At 64.2% G+C, this 20,066-nt stretch carries 20 protein-coding genes and 1 tRNA gene; 7 read left to right on the top strand and 14 right to left on the bottom strand.

Going from position 1 to position 20,066, the window contains the following annotated elements; all coding sequences use genetic code 11:
- Window positions 1–17: 17 nt before the first annotated feature.
- Together AC1DSF_RS01025 and AC1DSF_RS01020 are read right to left on the bottom strand one after the other, a co-directional pair.
- The gene (locus AC1DSF_RS01025; RefSeq protein WP_478124890.1) at window positions 18–1,130 is read right to left on the bottom strand and encodes an anhydro-N-acetylmuramic acid kinase; all 1,113 of its coding nucleotides are present in this window, start codon (window positions 1,128–1,130) and stop codon (window positions 18–20) included.
- Between the two features lie 31 nt (window positions 1,131–1,161).
- Window positions 1,162–2,511: a peptidoglycan DD-metalloendopeptidase family protein gene (locus tag AC1DSF_RS01020; protein ID WP_478124889.1), complete on the bottom strand. Its 1,350-nt coding sequence runs from the start codon at window positions 2,509–2,511 to the stop codon at window positions 1,162–1,164.
- Between the two features lie 161 nt (window positions 2,512–2,672).
- Here AC1DSF_RS01020 and tyrS point away from each other — a divergent pair, with 161 nt between their 5' ends.
- Window positions 2,673–3,905 carry a tyrosine--tRNA ligase gene (gene tyrS, locus AC1DSF_RS01015; protein ID WP_478124888.1) on the top strand — a complete coding sequence of 411 codons (1,233 nt, stop codon included), beginning with the start codon at window positions 2,673–2,675 and terminating at the stop codon, window positions 3,903–3,905.
- Here tyrS and AC1DSF_RS01010 read toward each other — a convergent pair whose 3' ends face one another.
- Both AC1DSF_RS01010 and AC1DSF_RS01005 read right to left on the bottom strand, forming a co-directional pair.
- Complete coding sequence (locus AC1DSF_RS01010; protein WP_478125277.1) at window positions 3,906–4,511, bottom strand: OmpA family protein; 606 nt, start codon at window positions 4,509–4,511, stop codon at window positions 3,906–3,908. It lies immediately after the preceding gene.
- Entirely contained in the window at window positions 4,511–4,924 is a 414-nt protein-coding gene (locus AC1DSF_RS01005; RefSeq protein WP_478124887.1) for a FecR family protein, read from the bottom strand. The genes AC1DSF_RS01010 and AC1DSF_RS01005 overlap by 1 nt, the downstream gene beginning before the upstream one ends.
- A 224-nt stretch (window positions 4,925–5,148) precedes the next feature.
- On the opposite strand from AC1DSF_RS01005, the gene AC1DSF_RS01000 reads away from it, so the two are divergent.
- Both AC1DSF_RS01000 and dtd read left to right on the top strand, forming a co-directional pair.
- Window positions 5,149–6,090 (top strand): cation diffusion facilitator family transporter, encoded by a 942-nt coding sequence (locus tag AC1DSF_RS01000; RefSeq protein WP_478182172.1) that lies wholly within the window; start codon window positions 5,149–5,151, stop codon window positions 6,088–6,090.
- Window positions 6,087–6,530, top strand: a complete 444-nt coding sequence (gene dtd / locus AC1DSF_RS00995) for a D-aminoacyl-tRNA deacylase (RefSeq protein ID WP_478124885.1) — start codon at window positions 6,087–6,089, stop codon at window positions 6,528–6,530. Before AC1DSF_RS01000 ends, dtd begins: the two co-directional genes overlap by 4 nt.
- A 24-nt stretch (window positions 6,531–6,554) precedes the next feature.
- Here dtd and ybeY read toward each other — a convergent pair whose 3' ends face one another.
- Both ybeY and AC1DSF_RS00985 read right to left on the bottom strand, forming a co-directional pair.
- On the bottom strand, window positions 6,555–7,007 hold the full coding sequence (gene ybeY / locus AC1DSF_RS00990; protein ID WP_478124884.1) for an rRNA maturation RNase YbeY: 453 nt from the start codon (window positions 7,005–7,007) through the stop codon (window positions 6,555–6,557).
- A 1-nt stretch (window position 7,008) separates the two neighbouring features.
- Window positions 7,009–7,956, bottom strand: coding sequence for a PhoH family protein (locus AC1DSF_RS00985; RefSeq protein ID WP_478124883.1), 948 nt, complete (start codon window positions 7,954–7,956; stop codon window positions 7,009–7,011).
- 33 nt (window positions 7,957–7,989) lie between these two features.
- Between AC1DSF_RS00985 and ruvA the strand changes: the two genes are divergently transcribed.
- Window positions 7,990–8,562 (top strand): Holliday junction branch migration protein RuvA, encoded by a 573-nt coding sequence (gene ruvA / locus AC1DSF_RS00980; RefSeq protein ID WP_478124882.1) that lies wholly within the window; start codon window positions 7,990–7,992, stop codon window positions 8,560–8,562.
- A gap of 12 nt (window positions 8,563–8,574) precedes the next feature.
- Here ruvA and AC1DSF_RS00975 read toward each other — a convergent pair whose 3' ends face one another.
- Window positions 8,575–9,009 (bottom strand): hypothetical protein, encoded by a 435-nt coding sequence (locus AC1DSF_RS00975; protein ID WP_478124881.1) that lies wholly within the window; start codon window positions 9,007–9,009, stop codon window positions 8,575–8,577.
- Window positions 9,010–9,097: 88 nt separating this feature from the next.
- Here AC1DSF_RS00975 and ruvB point away from each other — a divergent pair, with 88 nt between their 5' ends.
- Window positions 9,098–10,153: a Holliday junction branch migration DNA helicase RuvB gene (gene ruvB, locus AC1DSF_RS00970; RefSeq protein ID WP_478124880.1), complete on the top strand. Its 1,056-nt coding sequence runs from the start codon at window positions 9,098–9,100 to the stop codon at window positions 10,151–10,153.
- A 13-nt stretch (window positions 10,154–10,166) separates the two neighbouring features.
- Here the strand turns inward: ruvB and AC1DSF_RS00965 are convergent, their stop codons facing one another.
- The 3 genes from AC1DSF_RS00965 to AC1DSF_RS00955 form a co-directional block, all read right to left on the bottom strand.
- On the bottom strand, window positions 10,167–11,903 hold the full coding sequence (locus AC1DSF_RS00965; RefSeq protein ID WP_478125276.1) for a lysoplasmalogenase family protein: 1,737 nt from the start codon (window positions 11,901–11,903) through the stop codon (window positions 10,167–10,169).
- Between the two features lie 114 nt (window positions 11,904–12,017).
- A complete protein-coding gene (locus tag AC1DSF_RS00960; RefSeq protein ID WP_478182171.1) occupies window positions 12,018–12,383 on the bottom strand; it encodes an FHA domain-containing protein in 366 nt (121 codons plus the stop codon).
- A 180-nt stretch (window positions 12,384–12,563) separates the two neighbouring features.
- Window positions 12,564–12,640: transfer RNA gene (locus AC1DSF_RS00955), tRNA-Met, on the bottom strand.
- Window positions 12,641–12,754: 114 nt separating this feature from the next.
- Here AC1DSF_RS00955 and AC1DSF_RS00950 point away from each other — a divergent pair.
- Window positions 12,755–14,524 (top strand): sigma-70 family RNA polymerase sigma factor, encoded by a 1,770-nt coding sequence (locus tag AC1DSF_RS00950; protein ID WP_478124847.1) that lies wholly within the window; start codon window positions 12,755–12,757, stop codon window positions 14,522–14,524.
- Window positions 14,525–14,546: 22 nt separating this feature from the next.
- Here AC1DSF_RS00950 and AC1DSF_RS00945 read toward each other — a convergent pair whose 3' ends face one another.
- From AC1DSF_RS00945 to AC1DSF_RS00930, 4 genes are read right to left on the bottom strand one after another with little or no spacing between them, the layout of a single operon-like run.
- The gene (locus AC1DSF_RS00945) at window positions 14,547–15,326 is read right to left on the bottom strand and encodes an enoyl-CoA hydratase (RefSeq protein ID WP_478124846.1); all 780 of its coding nucleotides are present in this window, start codon (window positions 15,324–15,326) and stop codon (window positions 14,547–14,549) included.
- A gap of 49 nt (window positions 15,327–15,375) precedes the next feature.
- Entirely contained in the window at window positions 15,376–17,169 is a 1,794-nt protein-coding gene (locus AC1DSF_RS00940; protein WP_478124845.1) for a M61 family metallopeptidase, read from the bottom strand.
- Entirely contained in the window at window positions 17,169–17,903 is a 735-nt protein-coding gene (locus tag AC1DSF_RS00935) for a DsbC family protein (protein WP_478124844.1), read from the bottom strand. Before AC1DSF_RS00935 ends, AC1DSF_RS00940 begins: the two co-directional genes overlap by 1 nt.
- Before the next feature lie 16 nt (window positions 17,904–17,919).
- Window positions 17,920–19,062, bottom strand: a complete 1,143-nt coding sequence (locus tag AC1DSF_RS00930) for an FAD-dependent monooxygenase (protein ID WP_478124843.1) — start codon at window positions 19,060–19,062, stop codon at window positions 17,920–17,922.
- Window positions 19,063–19,144: 82 nt separating this feature from the next.
- On the opposite strand from AC1DSF_RS00930, the gene AC1DSF_RS00925 reads away from it, so the two are divergent.
- Window positions 19,145–20,026: an MOSC domain-containing protein gene (locus AC1DSF_RS00925; RefSeq protein ID WP_478124842.1), complete on the top strand. Its 882-nt coding sequence runs from the start codon at window positions 19,145–19,147 to the stop codon at window positions 20,024–20,026.
- Window positions 20,027–20,066 lie beyond the last annotated feature (40 nt).

The following is a 20,066-nucleotide window of genomic DNA, read 5'->3' as shown; positions in this document are numbered from 1 at the left end:
GTCGTCGCGCGTCACGGTCAGGCCGGGTAGATCGCGCCAAGGACGCGCGCGCCGCGCGCACCAGTCACGCTGGCAAGGTTTCCAGCTTCGCCTCGTAATGTGCTGCGTGCCAGCCATGCAAAGGCCGCCGCTTCAACCTCCTGCGGAGGCAGCCCGCGCTCTGCGGACGACACCACTTCCACCTTCGGCAGCAGCGTCCTGAGCCGGGCGAGCAGATGATGGTTCAGGGCGCCGCCGCCGCAGACGATCAACAACTGGCTGTCGGCCCCGTGGCGTTGCAGATGCTCCACGCATGCGCGTGCGGTCAGTTCCGTCAGCGTCGCCTGGACGTCCGCAGGATTCGCCGTCGACGTGCCAAGTCGGGACGCCAGCCAATCGGGATTGAACAGGTCCCGTCCGGTGCTCTTCGGAGGTGCCTTGGCGAAGTAAGGATCGGCGAAAAGGCGCTCGAGAAGTTCCGGCAGCACCTTCCCGCTCGCCGCCCATTGGCCTGCGGCATCGAACGGCTGCCCGATATGGGTTTGGCACCAGTGATCGATCAGGGCGTTGCCTGGACCGCAGTCGAATCCCAGCACCGTGCCAGCGCCCGGCGGGAGGACACTGAGATTGGAGATCCCCCCGATATTCAGTACAGCGACAGTCAAGTCGCTGCGGGCGAACAGCGCCCGGTGAAAGGCGGGCACCAAGGGGGCGCCTTGCCCGCCGGCAGCAAGGTCCCGGCTGCGGAAGTCCGCGACCACGGAGATGCCCGTCAGCTCAGCCAGCAAAGACGGGTTGTTGATCTGCAAGGTATAGCCGACCTCATCGAACTCCCCGGGCCGGTGCCGAACCGTCTGTCCATGGGCGCCGATGGCCGTCACGGCATCGGAAGAAAGTTCGTCATCCGTCAGCAACTGCCGCACGACGCCTGCGTAGACGCGGGCCAATCCGTTGCCGGCGAGTGCGGCGCGATGAAGCTCGTTGTCTCCGCCGGGCGTATTGAGCGCCATCAGTTCGGCGCGCAAGCCCACGGGAAATGGCGCGGCAGCGTACCCGTGCACCGTGATTCGGCCTTCGGAGAAATCGGCCAGGACACCGTCGACTCCGTCCAGCGAAGTGCCAGACATCAGGCCGATGAAGAGTTCAGCCATTTGATGGGGCGGTCGAGCGGCCGAGCCGTGTTCAGTCGGCGCTGGCCTGGACCACCGAGAAGGCGGCCGAGAGTTCGGCCTGGGTCGCGGTGGCAAGACGCTCGAACGCGCGTCGCGACGAAGCCGCGATGGGCATGCCGCCGCCTTGTTGGGCGATCGTGGATGGGTCCTGGTACTCGCCGTTCACCCGGAATTCGAAGTGAAGATGCGGCCCCGTGGCCCAGCCGGTGGAGCCCACGGCGCCCAGGGTCTGGCTCTGGCTGACGCTTTGCCCGACCTTGACGTCAATGCGGCTCAGGTGCGCGTACGCGGTTTCCTGGTCGCTGCGGTGCTTGAGGATCACGATGTTCCCGTATCCGCTTTGCTGGCCGGCGAATTCGACGGTGCCGTCGCCCACTGCGCGGACAGGCGTGCCGCTGGGCGCGGCGAAGTCGATACCGTGGTGTTGGCGCCAGGAATTCAGGATGGGGTGCAGCCGCATCGCAAAGCCGCTGGACACTCTCGAAAACTCCACAGGCGAGGAAAGATACGCGCGCCGGAGGCTGTCGCCGTTGGGGCGGTAATAGCCACCCTTCTGACCCGGTTCCTGATACCAGAGAGCCTGGTAAAGCTTGCCGTTGCTCTCGAACTCGGCCGAGAGAACTCGACCGTTGCGCAATGTCTGGCCGTCGGCTTCGAAAGTCTCATAGACGATGGCGAAGCGGTCACCCTTGCGCAGCGATCGGAAATCGACGTCGCCGGAGAAGATGTCGGCCAGCTGGCTTGCCACGGAATCGGGGATTCCTGCGTCGTCCGTCGCCGCGAAGAGGGAGGTGCGCACCATGCCGCTTGCGAGCCGCGTTCCGGGGGTCAGGGTGTCGGACTCGGTGCGTGCCGTGAATCCCGCAGGTGTCTTCTCGATGACGAGCTTTTTGAAGCCACCGTCACTGCCCGGAATCCAGCGAGCGCTGAGTTTCTCGAGCGCATTTTCTTGTGTGGCTTCCGCGGTCACCGTGCGGCCCGGGCGGCTCAACAAGGCGGCGCGGGCTTCGGGGTTGGCGCGGACGAATGCTGCAGCCGATGTGTCGGCAATGCCGAGGCGCTGGAGCAGGGCTTCTGCGGTATCGCTCGAGCGGGTGATCTCTGTGCGGAACAGCGTGAAACTATGGCTGTCCAGGGCCTTCGTTTGCTCGGCAAAAGAAAGAGGCGTCACCGCCTCGAATACTTGCTTGACAGGTATCTTGGATGCGTCGGGGCCCAACGAGGCGACAGCATAGGCACCGCCACCCGCGGACAGGAGCAGCGCGGCAATTGCAGCCGTGATCTGCTTTGGATACGTCCGGAATGTGTAAGCCACGCGCGAAGCAATCAGCTCCTCGGCGGCAAGTATGCCGTTGATCAAAACTTCGAAATTCCAGCTCAGGTTCAGCAAATCCGTGCTGCGGAGGCCGTGTCGAACGGGCGGCAGGACGGTGCGGCAAAAAAGCGCCGCTTAGAATTCGGCGCTTGAGAAAGTCGGGCTGAGTATAGCTTCGGCTATAGAAAAAACTGCCCGTTTAGCACATGAACACCCCTGCTGTTACAAGCGTAAATCTCTCTGAAGGCGTAGGACGAGCCCTCGAGATTTCACTTCGCGGAACCGACGAACTGCTCCCCCAGGACGAATGGGTGCGAAAGCTCCAGCGCTCGGAGGCGACGGGCACGCCGTTGCGGATCAAGCTGGGCCTGGACCCTACGGCGCCGGACATACACATCGGCCACACAGTGGTGCTGAACAAGATGCGTCAGCTGCAGGATCTCGGTCATACGGTGATTTTCCTGATCGGCGACTTCACGACCACCATTGGCGATCCGTCGGGCCGCAACAGTACGCGTCCGCCCCTGACGCGCGAGCAGATCGAAGCCAACGCCCAGACCTACTATCGTCAAGCCAGCCTCGTACTCGACCCGGCCAGGACCGAAATTCGCTACAACTCCGAGTGGAGCGATCCGCTGGGCGCACGCGGGATGATCCAGCTGGCCGCCAAATACACCGTGGCGCGAATGATGGAGCGCGACGATTTCAGCAAGCGCTTCAAGGCCGGCCAGTCCATTTCGGTCCATGAGTTCCTCTACCCGCTGATGCAGGGCTATGACTCGGTGGCGCTCAAGTCCGATCTCGAATTGGGGGGCACTGACCAGAAGTTCAACCTCCTGGTCGGCCGGCATCTCCAGCAAGAATATGGTCAGGAGCCGCAGTGCATACTCACTATGCCACTGCTGGAGGGGCTGGACGGCATCGAGAAGATGTCGAAGAGCAAGAACAACTACATCGGGATCAGCGAGGAACCGAACACGATGTTCGCCAAGGTGCTGTCCATTTCCGACACGCTCATGTGGCGCTGGTACACGCTGCTGAGCTTCAGATCATTGGCCGAGATCGCAGCCCTCAAGACCGAAGTCGAGGCAGGCCGCAATCCGAAGGACGCCAAGGTTGCGCTGGCCAAGGAAATTACCGCGCGCTTTCACAGCGCAGCCTTGGCTGAGGCCGCCGAGCAGGACTTCATCAACCGCAGCAAGGGCGGCGTGCCCGATCAAATCCCAGAAGTCGCCTTGAGCGGGGCTCCACTGGGGATCGCGCAGTTGCTGAAGCAGACCGGTCTTGCGTCGTCGACGTCTGAGGGCAACCGCCTGATCGATGGTGGCGGCGTGCGTGTCAATTCAAGTGTCGTCAGCGACAAGGCCTTGAAGCTGAACGCAGGCAGCTACGTCGTGCAAGTCGGCAAGCGCAAGTTCGCGCGCATCAACCTGACCTGATTAGCGGACTTCGATGGTCACGCGGCGGTTGCGTGATTCATCGACCTCGTCCTGGGTCTGGACCGCGAGTTCGCGTTCACCCCGTCCGACGGCTTCGATGCGGGCCGACGGGAATCCGCGCTCCAGGAGGATCTGTCGAATCTGAGCGGCCCGATTGCGAGACAGTTCGTCGTTGCGCGCTACGGTTCCGACCGTGTCGGTGTGGCCCGTCACGACGATCTCGCCTCCGCTTCGCGCCAAGGCGGCAGTGAGCGCCTCGTTCATGACCGCTTGCGACTGTGCGGTAAGTACCGTCTCGCCTGGCTCGAAATAGACCGTATAGCGCTGCATCGGCGGCGGCATGAGATCGAACAGTTCCTTGTTCCTGGACTTGACTTGGGCGGGATCGGCTTCGTCGACCACCGGCGCGCCTCGTGCCCCAGCGGCTGCCGTTGCTCGCTGGTACGGCTTGGAAAGTGTTTCTTCGCCGTCCTCGGTGCTGACGACGACGGCGGAAGGCTTCCCGTCCGCTTGCGGCAGCAGAACGACACGGGTGCCGGGCGTCGAGCAGGCGGCCATCAGCGTTGACAGCGCGATCGCCACGATCGAAGAAAAGCGACTGATCATCACGGTTGAGCGTCCGCTTCGACGATGAAGTCCGTCCCACGGATGCCGATCACGGCAGTGGGCGTCTCGACCCGCACCGCGTCCGGATGCGCCTTCCCAATCAGGCCTGTGATCATGCGCAGCGAACCCCGCAACAGCGAGACCAGCATGCCGCCCTCCTGCGTGGTTGCATCAAAATGGAACTCCTTGACGTCCAGGCGAGAAGAGGGCCCGACAACCATCTTGGTGCCGTCGCGCAAAACCACGCTCGCGCCGGAATCGACTCCGGTGACCACTCGATCGATGGGGGCCAGGAGGTCGCCCGCGCTTGCGGTCCGCGACGATCCATTGGCGCTCAGCAAGTGGACGTCGCCGCGCACCGTCTTCATGATGCCCGCGTGCGCATCGATCGCGGCCGGGCTCGGCGTGGTCATGGCGGAAGATTGGGTCGGGGAAGACTGCGCGTGTACGCCAACGCCCGCACAGGAAAAAGTGAGGCCGCACAGGCCCATGGCGAGACTTTTGATCACGTATGATTTCGCTTTGATTCGTGTACGCGCGCAGATACTACGCGAGTATTTGCCCGAGCAGGATTGCAAGGGCGCCCCAAGATCGGCCGCGGTTTTCAGCCTCTTCAGCCTCTTCCCGGCACTCGTTCTTGTCATCGAACCCGCATCTCCTGAAGCTTGCCGCATTGAGCCCGCGGACCCTCCTCGGCGTCTCGGTCGCCGTGGCGGTCGTCACCATTCTCCTGAAAGGTTGGGCGGCGTACATCACCAATTCCATGGGGCTCATCTCGGACGCCATGGAGTCCTTCGTGAATCTTGCGAGCGCGACCTTTGCGCTGGCCATGGTCACGATCGCGGCACGGCCCGCCGATGAAGATCACCCGTACGGGCATCACAAGGCGGAGTATTTTTCGTCTGGCTTCGAAGGCATTCTGATCATCGGCGCGGCCGTCGCCATCATCTGGGCGGCCCTCGTGCGGCTGCTTTCGCCACAGCCGCTCGAACAGGTCGGCTGGGGCTTGGCGCTCTCGGTCCTGAGTTCGGTATTCAACGGCGCTTTGGCATGGGTGCTGTTCAAGGCCGCGCAAACGCACCGTTCGATCGCACTGGAAGCGGATGCAAGGCATCTGCTGAGCGACGTGTGGACCTCCGGCGCGGTGCTGGTGGGCGTCGCAGCGGTCGCGCTGACCGGATGGTTGTGGCTGGACCCCCTGCTTGCCATCGGCGTGGCACTCAACATCGCGCGAGAAGGTGTGAAGCTCGTCTGGCGATCGTCGCAGGGTCTGATGGACGAGGCGCTCGATCCCGGGGACCAGGCGCAATTGAAGGCCACGCTCGAACACTTCGCGGCAACTGTGCCCGAAGGCGCACAGCTTCGCTTCGACGACATCGTCACCCGACGAGCGGGCCAGAGGCGCTTCGCCGACTTGCACATGCATGTGCCTGGGGCATGGCCGCTCCAACGCGCCGCAGCCCTGCGCGACGGACTCGAGCAGGCACTCATGGATGCCATACCCGGTTTGAGGGTGACCATCCAATTGCTCCCGCTGGGGATGGAAGCGCGCGCAACGCGAAAGGAACAGGCGCCATGAAGGCGCTCCTGCAACGCGTGGCTTCTGCCCGCGTCGAAATCGACGGCCGCATTGCGGGCTCGATCGATGCGGGTCTGCTTGTCCTGCTGTGCGCCGAACGTGGGGATGGCGACGCACAGGCCGATCGCATGCTGGCGAAGATTCTCAAGCTGCGCATTTTCTCGGACCCCGCCGGCAGGATGAATCTCAGCGTCCAGAACATCGGCGGAGGATTGCTCGTGGTGAGCCAGTTCACGCTTGCGGCCGACGTCAGCGGCGGAAATCGCCCGAGCTTCACTCAAGCGGCAGCACCGGACGAAGGCCGGCGTCTCTACGACTACTTCGTGGCCCAGGCGCGCGCTGCACATCCGGTCGTCCAAACGGGTGAATTCGGCGCCGACATGAAGGTACACCTTCTGAACGATGGCCCGGTGACCATTCCGCTGCAGATGTCCCCTTGACCTTGAGGGAACCTGGGGCGCCGGTCAGTAGGGATTCCTGATGCCAAGCCCAGCGAGGATCTCGATTTCGCGGGCCTCCATCGCTTCGGCGTCTTCGTCGCTCGTTTCGTGATCCCAACCTTGCGCGTGCAAGGTGCCGTGTACCAGCAGGTGCGCATAGTGCGCTGCCAAGGTCTTGCGCTGCTCCTTGGCTTCGCGTGCGACCACGGGTGCACACAACACCAGGTCGGCCATCACGACCGGCGTCTGCGTGTAATCGAAGGTGAGCACGTTCGTGGCGTAGTCCTTGCCCCGAAACTCGCGGTTGAGTCGCTGGCCTTCGTCCGCGTCGACGATCCGGATGGTGATCTCGCCGTCCACGTCCAGCGCGTGGCGGATCCAGCGCGCTACGCTGTGGCGGGGAAGGGCGGTGCGATGTCGATCCACGCCCTTGAATTTCCCGAATTGCAAGGACAGCGACAAGCTGGCGAGCGCCACGTCAGCTCGCAGCGCGCGTCTTGCGCGACTTGTCATAGGCATCGACGATGCGCGCCACCAACGGATGCCGAACGACGTCGGCGCTCGTGAAGTGCGTGATGGCGATGCCATTGACCCGCTTGAGCACGCGCTCTGCGTCGATCAGCCCGCTCAGTTGCGCCTTCGGAAGGTCGATCTGGCTGACATCGCCAGTCACCACCGCCTTGGCGCCAAATCCGATGCGCGTGAGGAACATCTTCATCTGCTCGGGCGTGGTGTTCTGCGCTTCATCGAGGATCACGAAGGCATTGTTGAGCGTGCGGCCCCGCATGAAGGCCAGCGGCGCAATTTCCAGCGCATTGCGCTCGAAGGCTTTCTGGACGCGATCGAACCCCATCAGCTCATAGAGCGCGTCGTACAGAGGGCGCAGGTACGGGTCGACCTTCTGCGTCAGGTCGCCCGGCAGGAAGCCGAGCCGCTCGCCGGCCTCCACCGCAGGCCGCGTCAGGACGATACGCTGCACGGCGCTGCGTTCCAGCGCGTCGACGGCGCTGGCCACCGCCAAGTAGGTTTTGCCGGTTCCGGCCGGACCGATGCCGAGCGTGATGTCGTGGTCCGCGATGTTCTGAAGATAGACGCTCTGGTTGGGCGTGCGTGCGCGCAGGTCCGCGCGCCGCGTGGCGAGGAGCAGGGCGCCGTCTTCGGCTTCCGTCATCGAGCCGTCGCCGGCGAGGGTCAATTGCACGACGGCCGCATCGATCGGACGCTGCGCGATTTCGTAAAGCGCCTGAAGCACGTCCATCGCCCGCTCCGCGTTGGCCTTTGGGCCGTCGATCTTGAACTGCTCGTGCCGGTGAGCGATCTTGACGTTGAGGGCCTCTTCCATGCGCCGCAGGTTCGCGTCCAGCGGGCCACAGAGGTGTCCCAGGCGCGTGTTGTTGGGCGGGGCGAAGGTGTGTCGCAGAATCACGCGGATTTCATTTCAAAAGCGTAAAGGGCATCCATGATAGGCAAACTCACCGGCATCCTGGCCGAACGCAATCCCCCCCAAGTGGTGGTGGACTGCAACGGCGTCGGCTATGAAGTCGATGTGCCCATGAGCACCTTCTACAACCTGCCGACGGCCGGCGAGCGCGTGTCGTTGCTCACGCACTTCGTGGTGCGGGAGGATGCGCAGGTCCTGTACGGCTTCGGCACCGCGCCCGAACGCGCGGCGTTTCGCCAGCTCATCAAGATTTCCGGTGTGGGGCCGCGGACCGCGTTGGGTGTGCTGAGCGGCATGAGCGTGAGCGAGCTGGCGCAGGCCATCACGCTGCAGGAAGCCGGTCGTCTGGTCAAGATTCCCGGCATCGGCAAGAAGACCGCGGAACGTCTTTTGCTCGAGTTGAAAGGCAAGCTCGGCGCAGACATTGCACTGCCTGCGCACGCGGCCACGGATTCGCAGGCCGACATCCTCCAGGCGCTGATTGCGCTTGGCTACAGCGACAAGGAAGCCGCAGCGTCGCTCAAGGCATTGCCGAAAGACGTGGCGGTCGGCGAAGGGATCAAGCTGGCGTTGAGGGCCCTGGCGAAGTAGCTTCGGACAGGCTCAGCGCCAGTCCTGCAAAGCCAGGCCCATCGCAAAGGCCACTGTCTGCACAGTCACCGCAATGCCGTGCCGCTGCATCAGTTGGCGGGCCAGCACGATGCGCTCTGCCAGCGGTCTCGACACGTCGGCCGCGCGCCGGAGCCCGAGTTTTTCGAGGCCGCCGTCGAGATTGGCCAGCGAATTGATTGCGCCTCGTGCAAGGCTCGCAAACACCTCGGCGTCCAGTCGAAGGCGAAGCGCCATGTAGCGCTCAGGGATTCCGATCAGCGCGACCACCGCGTACGCGGCCCACGCCACCGACGGCAGCGAGCGGCCGGTCAGCGCGAGCACCAGGCCAGCAATGAACGAAAGCGCCAGTCCCCACATGGCAAGCGATCCGCTCGCGCGCAAAAGTCCGGCAGTGGTGGCGCACAGCGCGCGATCGTTGTCGTTCATGATCTGCACATGACAGGCTCATCGCCCCTTTCCCGGTGGCGCATTCTGCCGCAGGGCCGACTAAACTGCGCCCTCAGCCTATCGCCCGATGACCATCCAGACCGACGACTTCGCCCCGGCCCCACAGCGCGTGGTGTCCGCCGCACCCGCCTCACCCAATGAAGAGGCGATCGAGCGGGCGCTGCGACCCAAGCTGCTCGACGAATACGTCGGGCAAGCCAAAGTCCGCGAACAGCTTGAAATCTTCATCGGGGCAGCGCGCCATCGCGCCGAAGCACTCGACCACGTGCTGCTGTTCGGCCCTCCAGGGCTGGGCAAGACAACGCTGTCGCACATCATCGCGGCCGAGCTTGGCGTCAACCTGCGCCAGACTTCCGGCCCGGTGCTTGAAAAGCCCAAGGACCTCGCCGCGCTGCTGACGAACCTCGAGCGCAACGACGTGCTGTTCATCGACGAGATCCATCGGCTCTCGCCTGTCGTTGAGGAGATCCTCTACCCGGCGCTGGAGGACTACCAGATCGACATCATGATCGGCGAGGGCCCGGCGGCGCGAAGCATCAAACTCGACCTGCAGCCCTTCACGCTCGTCGGTGCGACCACACGTGCGGGCATGCTGACCAACCCGCTGCGCGATCGCTTCGGCATCGTCGCACGGCTGGAGTTCTATACCGCCGACGAACTGGCGCTCATCGTGCGGCGAAGCGCGGGGCTCCTGGCGGTGCCGATGGACGATGCCGGCGGGCTCGAGATCGCCCGCCGATCGCGCGGCACGCCGCGCATTGCCAATCGGCTGCTGCGCCGCGTGCGTGACTACGCGCAGGTCAAGAGCGATGGCCGCATCACTTCAGACGTGGCGCACAAGGCGCTCGCCATGCTGGACGTCGATCCACAGGGCTTCGACCTGATGGACCGCAAGCTGCTCGAGGCAGTGATCCATCGCTTCGATGGCGGCCCGGTCGGGCTCGACAACATCGCCGCGAGCATCGGCGAGGAGTCCGGCACGATCGAGGACGTGATCGAGCCCTACCTGATCCAGCAAGGCTATCTGCAGCGCACGCCGCGCGGGCGCATTGCCACGTTGGCAGCCTATCGGCACCTGGGGGTCGCTCCGCCACAGCGCGACGGCGACATGTTCGGCAATTGAGCCGAGCGGCGGCTCAGCGCGTTGCTGCGGTGCGCATCGGGCGGACCTTGGCGGCAATCAACCACTGCGCCGCGTAGTAGCTGGCCAGCACCCACAGCGATGCGATGGGCAACGGATGCACGAAGCGGTTGGTCGCCAGCAGTGCGTCGCTCAGCATGAAGAGACAAGCCCCCAGCGCAACCTGCCGGGCGGGCGTATCGCCCAGCACGGCCGCACGCCCCAGAGCCTGGGCCGCCATGCAGGCGATCACCAGCACATACATTCCAACCGGTATGCGCAGGGCCGCCGGCAGCCCGCCCCACCACAGGAACGCGTACATGAGCCCGCCGACCGAAAGCGTCGCCCCGAGGGCGCCGCGCCGCGGAAACGTGCCCACGCCCACTGCAAAGAGCGCGATGTATGCAAGGTGTGCCAGCAAGAAGCAGACGAGCCCTGGCACGAACAACTGCGGCCACATCAGCAACACGTCGCCCGCCAAAGAGGCCACGAGCCCGGCCAGCAGCAGCAAGAAGCCGCGAGGAGCGGTCATTGCGCGCACACGCGTCCAGGCAAAGGCGACGAGGATCATCAACGCCAGCGGCTTGAAGACGACATGCAGGCTTGCAATCGACAGCGCGCCGCTTGCGGTGGCCAGCGCGGCGGCATCGACGAAGAGAACCTCCATCACGGTCAGGCGGCCTTGGAGCACCGCGCCGGTTGCCCAAAGGCCGGCAGTCAGCGCCGCGAGCCATACCACTGCCGAGCCAAACGAAAGCCCATCCGAATACCAAAGGAAAACGGTTGTGCCCGCCAGCAGCGCAACGAACTGCGCAGTGGCGAAAGCCTGCACGCCACGCGACGCCGGCGGCTCGTAGCGATGTACCCGGGTGATCTCGAAAGCAGGTTTGGGATCGAGCACCGCAAGGTCCGCCGGCCGCCAACCCGGTGGCTTGAGCCAGAGCCGCACCTTGTCGCTCCAGCGACCCGTGCGCCAGGTGTCGCGGGCCAGCGCCCAATACACCTCGGCATTGGCCCAGATCGGGTCCCAGCTTTGAAGCGGGCTGCGAGTGCCATAGACGCAGCGTTCGTCTTCCTCCTGAAAGGTCCCGAACAGGCGATCCCAGATGATCAGCACTCCACCGTAGTTGCGATCCACGTAGCGGTCATTCACCGCATGGTGCACCCGATGGTTCGATGGGGAGCAGAACCATCGATCGAACCACCCCAACTTCCCGACCTGCTCCGTGTGGACCCAGAACTGATAAAGCAGGTCAATCAGTGCGACCACGCCGAAAACCAGCGGCGGCACGCCGGCGACAGCCATCGGCAGATAGAAGATCCAACCCAGCAGCGCTCCGCTGGAAGTCTGGCGCAGGGCGGTCGACAGGTTGTAGTGCTGGCTTTGGTGATGCACCACGTGCGCCGCCCACAGCACTGCGCTTCGATGGCCGAAGCGATGCAGCCAGTAATAGCAGAAGTCGTAGAAGACCAGTGCCAGCAGCCACCCGTACCACTGCATCCAGAAGTCTTCCTTCGGAAATAGCGCGAAGGCGGACCAGCACGCCGTATAGATGCCGATGCGCAGCAGTCCGGTCAGCACGGCAGTGATCTGGCTCAGCATGCCTAGACCGATGCTGTTGATCGTGTCCGAAAGGCGGTAGGCGTCCGGGCCGGTGCCGCGGCTGGCGCGCCTTCTGGCGACGAAGAACTCGATCCCGATCAGCAGGAAGAAGATCGGGGTTGCAAGAACGATGATCTGGCCAGGACGCATGACGCCGATTGTCTGGCGCACCTCGCCGTCCATTGCGCGCGACCTGTCATGGTTTGCCCGGAGATCGATCGGCGCGAAAGGAGCGTGAGCTTGTTGGCGCGATCGATGCGCCGATCAAACCCGCGCCGGGGAGGTCTCGTGCGTCCGGTCGAATTCGGCGAGCAGTTCGGGCGTTGTCATGAGACGTAAAGCGTCTGTCGAGAAATGATGCTCGCTGGCGAGGAACCGCAGCTTGAAAGAGCCGATCGAGATTTCATCGCCGGCAGCCAAGGCGTGGGATGCCACACGAATGCCGTTGACGAACAGGCCGTTGCGGCTTCCGAGATCGTTGATCGTGACCACCGAGCCGGAAATCGTCACGATGGCGTGTCTGCGGCTGACGTGCATGGAATCGAGCACAACGTCGTTGGTTGATCCTCGGCCAATGGTGGTTTCGGTCGGGTGCAAGGCGACCTGTTTGGTCGCGGCGGAACCCTTCATCAGGATCAGATTTGGCATGCGTCCTCCGGCGCTCGATTTGTAACACGTAATTGTTACATTGAGTACGACGCGTGCCTGAGCGGAAACTGAACGAATCGGGCGTTGAACCGCGTGCAGACCTGAAAAAAGCCGGTAAGCGGACCCTGGAAGGGGCGCTTACCGGCTTGATCTCGGTTTGACTGGTGGCTCTTCACGGACTCGAACCGCGGACCTGTGGATTATGATTCCATCGCTCTAACCGACTGAGCTAAAGAGCCGAGCCCAAAATTATAGCTGTTTCCGAGCTGTCCTATAGCGCTCGATGGGGATGCGGACTCTTTCGGCGAGCGCACGACAGCCTCGCGAGTTCAACGTGAGGTAAAAATCAGCGGATGCTTGCGCCCGACGCGATTTCCGTTTCCCTTGAAGCCCTGCCAGACGATCAACTGACGCTTGCCTATGTGGGCGGCGACACGTCGGCCTTCGACTTGCTTTACGCACGACATGAAAGCGCGTTGTATCGGTTCGTCCGGCGCCTGTTGGGCATTCGGCTCGCGCCTGAGGCGGACGAGGTGTTCCAGGAGACCTGGACGCGCATCATCTCCGAGCGCGAGAGTTTTTCGCCGCAAGGCATCGCTTGGCGCACCTGGGCCTTCACCGTCGCGCACACCCTTGCCATCGAGCGGCTGCGGATCAGTGGTCACGAGGTCGCCTTCTATGCGCACGACGAAGACGGCGACGGACTGGAGGCGGCTCGGCTGTTCAGCCGTGGACTGCTGCAAGGCGGCAGCGAGTCTGCCGATGCCTCTTCCCCTTCAATGGAAGAGCTTGCGTTCTGGCGCGCGGCAGGCCGCCGGCTGCTGGCCTGCCTGAACGAACTGCCCGAGGACCAGCGTGCCGCCTTCCTGTTGCGCCATGAGGCCGGCTTTACGTTGGAAGTGCTGGAGACCACGCTCGACGTCGACATCGAAACGGTCAGAAGCCGGCTGCGCTTCGGCCTGAAGAAGCTTCGTGCTTGCATGGAACGGTACCTCTCGGTTGTCGACGCTGATGCCGACGAGGGAGCAGACGATCTGCACGATCGTCAGGTGTGGCGGGCGCTTGAACACGCGCCGGACCACAGCGTCGTGCCCGACTGGCGGCTGCGCAAGGGCATCCTGAGGAGGGCCTACGATGCCGTGGGTGCGCTGGATCCTGAAGAGGCCGAGGCTGAGCTCGAACGTGCGGCGCATTCCGGATGGGGAAGTGTGTTCGTCCAAAGGGGCAGAGGCAAAGGCTCACGCCTGCTTCGAAGCGCGGCTGTCGTTGCGGTGCTGCTTGCCGTCGTCGCATTGTTCTTCTTGCAGCGCGACCCCGTTCCGATTCCGCGTCCTGTCAATGAAGCACGGGTGGTTGCACCGACGCCGCAGGCCGAGCAGCAGTCAAACACGCTTCCCCTTTCAGGTGACATCGGATCAGTCAACCACTCCGCGCCGCTTGCTGAACTCGCCCAGCCGGCGGAGCCAGCGTCAGCGCCAGTAAGCATCGCCCCTCAGCCGACGCCTCGACCAGAGCCGCCGCGCCCAGCCACCGCGGAAAATCAGCGAGCCGGAAGCCCGCTCCCTCCGACCAAGCCTGCGCCGGTGCCGCCGTCGAACACCGTCGCGCGGCTGGTTTTGCCAGATTCGCCACCCGGCACGCCCCCGAAGGGAGCTGAAACATCCGCGCCAAGGCCCGCCGATGCCCCACCGCCGCCCGCAGCCCCTGCGGCGAGCCGCCCGTCGTCTTCATCGGTCCGAACCGAGGCGACCGATCCTCCTACCTTCGCGGCCCTCTCACAATGGAGTCGGATCACGATCAGCCGGCGCGGCGGAGAGTCTCACAGTTTCTCGCGTGAAGAGGCACGCGACCTGAATGCCCTGCTTGGATCCGCCGCCATATCGGCGGTCGGCGCTCAGACACTGAAAGCAGCGCCCGAGTGGCGGGTGTCGCTGGAGCGCAAGGGCGAAGTGCTCGCCGTCTTCGAAATCGCGGGCTCGCAGGTGCGTTGGCGCGAGGGGAAGACGCCGCCGGCGACGGGAATGCCTTCCAGTCCGTCGCTGTCCGCGTTGCGGGACGCGCTCAGCCATGCCGTTCAGCAGCCAGAGGCATCGGCAGCGCCTGAGTCGCCGCAGACGCCCTGAGTGCGCACACCGATGCTTGATGCTACTGATGCTTGAAATCAGGAGCGCGCTTGTTCAGGAACGCATCCATGCCTTCCTTCTGATCCGCCGTTGCGAACAGCGCATGGAACAACCGCCGTTCAAACATCACACCATCTGACAAGCCGCTTTCGAAAGCGCGGTTGACCGACTCCTTGGCGGCCATCACGGCAATCTGCGAATAGCCTGCGATCACCAGGGCAGCACCAAGGGCTTCCTCGGCGAGTTTGTCGACGGGAACGACGCGGCTCACCAGCCCGGCGCGCTCCGCTTCGGCCGCATCCATCATTCGGGCCGTGAGCGCCATGTCCATGGCCTTGGATTTGCCGACCGCGCGTGGCAGCCGCTGCGTGCCGCCCGCGCCGGGGATCACGCCGATCTTGATTTCGGGTTGCCCGAACTTCGCGTTATCGGCCGCGATGATGAAGTCGCACATCATTGCCAGTTCGCAACCGCCGCCAAGCGCAAAACCCGCGACCGCAGCGATCACCGGCTTGCGAATCTGCCGGATGATTTCCCAGTTGCGTGTGATGAAGTCGCCTTTGTAGGCATCCAGGAAGGTGTACTTGGCCATGGCGGAGATGTCCGCACCGGCCGCGAATGCGCGCTCACTGCCGGTGACGATGATGCAGCCTATGGCGGAATTCGCGTCGAAGTCCTTCAGTGCCTGACCCAGCTCGGTCATCAACGCGTCGTTGAGCGCGTTCAGTGCCTTGGGGCGGTTGAGCGTGATGATGCCGACCTTTTCGGCTTCGACCCGCACTTCGATGTTCTCGTAGTTCATGCGTATCTCCTTTGTTTGAACAGTCCGCAGGCGGCGACAGGCCGTAAGCCTAGGCGCGACTCAGCCAGCCGGAAAGCTTGACGGAATCCTGCGCGAAAAGGCGCCACGTCGTCACGCCCGTGGGCATTGTGAGCGGCAGGCGCAGCAAGCGGCGATCACGTGCCACGAGCGCTGTCAGCTTCCTGGCCGTGCCCAGGTACAGGGCAAGATCGTCGAGGCGAGCGAGCCGCCATGCCTGAGCCGGCCGCCCCTTGCTCGCCGGCAATTCGATCCCGATCCATTCGTCGTTGGCCGAAAAGCCCGCTTGCTCGGCCGCGCCGCCGCGCAGCACGGTCTTGACTTGCACGCTGCCGTTCGACTCGGCCACTCTCAGGCCGAGTTCCTGCGCGCGTTGGGCCGGGTCGTCGAGCGTGGCCACGCCGTGCGCCCGCAGCAAATCGGACAAGGGCAATTCGTCCGTCGAATGGACCCAGCTTGCGATTTCCGTAGCAAATGATCGGCCGCCGACCGCTTCGAGCGCGGCGGCGAAGTCGTCTTCATCGATGGGGCCGCCATCGCTGTTCTTCCACAGCAGACGCATGGCCTGGTCGAGCGTGCCCTTGCCTTCGGAGCGAAGCGTGAGGTCGAAGCACAGCGCGACCAGCGCGCCCTTCGTGTAGTAGCTCACGGTGGTGTTGGCTGTCTGCTCGTCCTGTCGGTAGTACTTGACCCACGCATCGAAGCTCGCCTCCGCCACCGACTGAACGACCCGCCCCGGCGTCTGGAGCACCTGGTTGATCGTCTTGTTGAGCAGCTTGAGATAGCTCGCGTCGTCGATGCGACCGGCGCGGCGCAGCAGCAGGTCGTCGTAGTAGCTGGTGAAACCTTCGAAGAGCCACAGCAGGCGCGTGTAGTTTTCGTGCGCGTAGTCATAGCGCGAGAACTCGGCCGGCCGCATGCGCTTCACGTTCCAGGTGTGGAAGTACTCATGGCTGATCAGGCCGAGCAGCGTGGTGTAGCCATCGGGCTGCTTGCGGGCCCCGACTTGCGGCAAGTCGCGGCGCGTGCAGATGAGGGCTGTCGAGTGTCGGTGCTCAAGGCCTCCATAGCCGTCGTCCACCGCGTTGAGCATGAATACGTAGCGGTTATGCGGCGGCTTCGGTCCGTTTCGTTTGCCGACCTTGTCGCCATGCCAGAAGCGCATCTGCGTCTCGCAGATCGCCTGGGCGTCGGCCAGCAGCCGCTCGCCGTCGAAGGAAGCCGGCGCGCCAGCGACGACGAAGCGATGCGGTACGCCGCAGGCTTCGAATTCGGCACTCCAGAACGCGCCCATTTCGACCGGGCTGTCGGCCAGTTCGTCGTAGCCGGATGCGAGATAGTTGCCGAAGCCATGGCGATCGATCCGCTGGGGCTTCAGCGCCGTGGCGCACGACCAGCGAGCGCCGTCCTTCGGCGTCGCGGGCGCAACCAAGTCGATCCCGTGTGGCACCTCGGTCAGGCCCTCGACCCTCAGGCAGAGGCTGGTGCCGTTGAAGAACCCGCGATCGGCATCGAGCCATGCCGTGCGCACGGAGTTGTCGTAGGCGCAGACCTCATAGCGCAGCTCCAGAGCCTTTTCGGGCACGCATTCAATCTGCCAGCTGCATTTGTCGATCTGGTGCGTCGCAAGCTTGCGCCGCCCCTGCGTGGCCCGCAGGTTCTGCAGGTTCTTCGAGAATTCGCGCACCAGGTAGCTGCCCGGAATCCAGACCGGCAAGTCGACGCGCTGCAGCGCGGCCGGCTTGTCGATCGTCAATGTGACGCTGAACAGATGCGCGTTCCGATCCGCGCACTCCACGCGGTAGTGGATGGCCGGCGAAGCCATCAATTGAGAGCGGCAAGTTGCTTTTCGACCTGCGCGGCCGGGATGGCACCCGGTGCACGCGTGCCGTCGCTGAAGATGAGCGTCGGCGTGCCGGTGATGTTGTATTTCTGGCCGAACTCGCGATTGCGCGTGAGTGCCGCGGTGTCGCATTCGCCGGCGTCAGGTGTCACGCCGCGTTGCATCCAGTCGTTCCAGGCCTTGGCCTTGTCCTTGGCGCACCAGATGTTGCGTGCCTTGACGACCGAATCCGGACCCAGCACCGGGTACAGGAAGAGTTGGATGGTGACGTTGTCGACCTTGGTCATGTCGCGCTCGAACTGCTTGCAATAGCCGCAATTCGGGTCCGCGAACACGGCCAGCCTGCGCTTTCCGTTGCCGCGCACGATCTTGATGGCGTCCTTCATCGGCAGCTTGTCGAAAGCGACTTCGCTGAGCTTTTCGACCCGCTCTTCGGTGAGGTTCCTGCGTTGCTTCACATCGATGAGATTGCCCTGCAGCAGGTAATTGCCCTGCTCGTCGGTATAGAAGATCTCGAAGCCGTTGACGCGCACTTCATAGAGGCCCGGAACCGGCGACTTGGTGACTTCGTCGATCTTGGCGAACTGCGGAATGCGCTCTGCCAGGTTCTTGCGGATTTCGGCTTCCCCGGCGGAGGCCGTCAACGCGTGGCCCAAGGCAAGGAAGGCCATTGCCGAGAGGAGAGGACGAAGAAGAGGGCGCGCGAGTGGTTTCATGAGGGTGTTCCGACGTTCATTGCAGGCCCATGGCCTGACGTGCGATCCAGTTCTTGACGAGCCGTGTGCGGTCGAACCCGCGCATGCCCCAGTTACGCAGCGCCGGTAAGGGATCGGCGCTGTGGGCGAAGAGTTGTTGAAGTCCGTCCGTGGCGAGGCTCATCGACAGCACGTCGGTGCGGCGCGAACGTTCGTAGCGGCGCAACAGCCGTGCGTCTCCGACGCCGCGCCAATAGTCGCGCGTCTTGATCACTTCCGCCAGCGCGGCCACGTCGGCAAGGCCGAGATTCAGGCCCTGGCCCGCGAGCGGATGCACGGTGTGCGCTGCATCGCCGGCAAGCGCCCAGGCCGACCCATCGCCGAGCCGCCCCGTCCATCGGTCGGCGATGGCGCGTTGCAAGGGCCAAGCGGCGCGTTGGCTGGTGAGTGTGAGCGCACCGAGCGAGTCATGAGTGGCTTCGCGCAGGGCCGCGCTGAATTCGTCCTCTCCCTGGGCGAGTAGAGTGGGCGCTCTCAGTTGGTCGACCGACCATACCAGCGCCAGCGAGCGGTCAAAGGCGTGCGCGTCTGCGGCGCGGTTCGCATCCGCGAGCGGCAGCAGCGCCAGCACTTCGCCCTTGTCGTTGAACCACTGGCGTGCAATGCCGTCGTGCGGCCTGTCGGCTTCGAGCCGTGCTGCGATCGCGTGTTGGGGATAGCGCGTGACTTCGTAGCTCACCCCGAGCGTTTCGCGAGTGGCGCTTGCGCGCCCTTCGCATACCACGGTGAGGGACGCCGGCACCGGCTCCGTCACGACTTCGATGCGGGGCTGAAAGCGCACTGCATCGCTCAATTGCTGTTCGAGCGCCGGGACGTCGACGATCCATGCCAGGGCGTCGACCTTCTGGCGCGCCGCGCTGAACTGAACGCGGCCGCCTTCGTCACCGTAGACGAGCATCTCGCGTACCGGCATGGAATGCGCCGCGTCGGGCCAGGCCCGCAGGGACTCGAGCAGGGTCTTCGAAGCCGTGTTGAGCGCATAGGCGCGCACGTCTTCCGTGGCTGGCGCAGCGGCAGGCGCTACCAGCGCCACGCGCACGCGCTCGCGGGCCAGCAGCAACGCCAGTGTGCGGCCGACGATGCCGGCGCCGCGAATGCAAACTTCGGGAGGAAGAGCCATCGCGGCATTGTAGGAGGAGCCTTTGCCAGTGCCGCTGTGCGGGAGAATCGCGGCTCTTGACCATGGACCCAAGGAACCGCCCGTGAATATCTCCGACTTTGATCTCCAGGCCAGAATCGCGCGCCTCTTCGTCTATCCGGTGAAATCGTGCGCTGGCGTGGAGGTCACGGAAGCGCTCGTCATCGAAACAGGGCTTGAGTTCGATCGCGCCTGGATGGTTGTCGACGAGGCAGGCGAATTCGTGACGCAGCGCGAATTGCCGCGCATGGCGCTGATCAGGCCGCAACTCAGGCACACCGAAATGGTGCTGCGGGCGCCTGGCATGCTGGCCTTGCACATTGCCTTCGATCGCGTCGAAGCGCCGACGCGCGTGCGTGTCTGGAAGGACAAGATCGCCGCCTACGACATGGGCGATCTCGCTGCGCAATGGTTCAGCGACTTCCTCTCGGAACCAGGCCAACCGCGAAAGCTGCGCATGGTCCGTTTCGATCCGGAGCAACGGAGGCTGTCGAGCCTCGACTGGACGGACGGTATCGAGGCCCTCAACCAGTTCGCCGACGGTTATCCCTTGCTCGTGATCAGCGAAGGATCGCTTGCCGAACTGAACGCAAGACTCGCGGCCGCGGGCCATGCCCCGGTGGGCATCGAGCGCTTCCGGCCCAATCTGGTGCTCGCGGGTACCGAGGCGCATGACGAAGACCGCGTCGATGCAATGCATGTCATCACGGGCGAAGGCGAGGTCAACCTCCGGCCTGTCAAGCCGTGCACACGCTGCTCGATTCCCGACATCGATACCGAAACAGGCGTGAGCAGCCCCGAGGTGAGCGACGCGCTGCGGACGTATCGCGCCGACGCGCGCGTGAACGGCGCCATCACCTTTGGCATGAACGCAATCGTGTTGCAGGGCGTTGAGCACACCTTGCGGGTCGGGCAGCCCGTGGGCGCCAATCTCCGCTTCGAATGAGGACGGGCGCGGGCGTTCGGCTCGCTAAAGGCGGCGCGCC

The sequence above is a fragment of the Variovorax sp. 01N429 genome (assembly GCF_056399425.1).
Note: the sequence above shows the minus strand (reverse complement) of the source record. Positions and strands in the feature narration are given on the sequence as shown.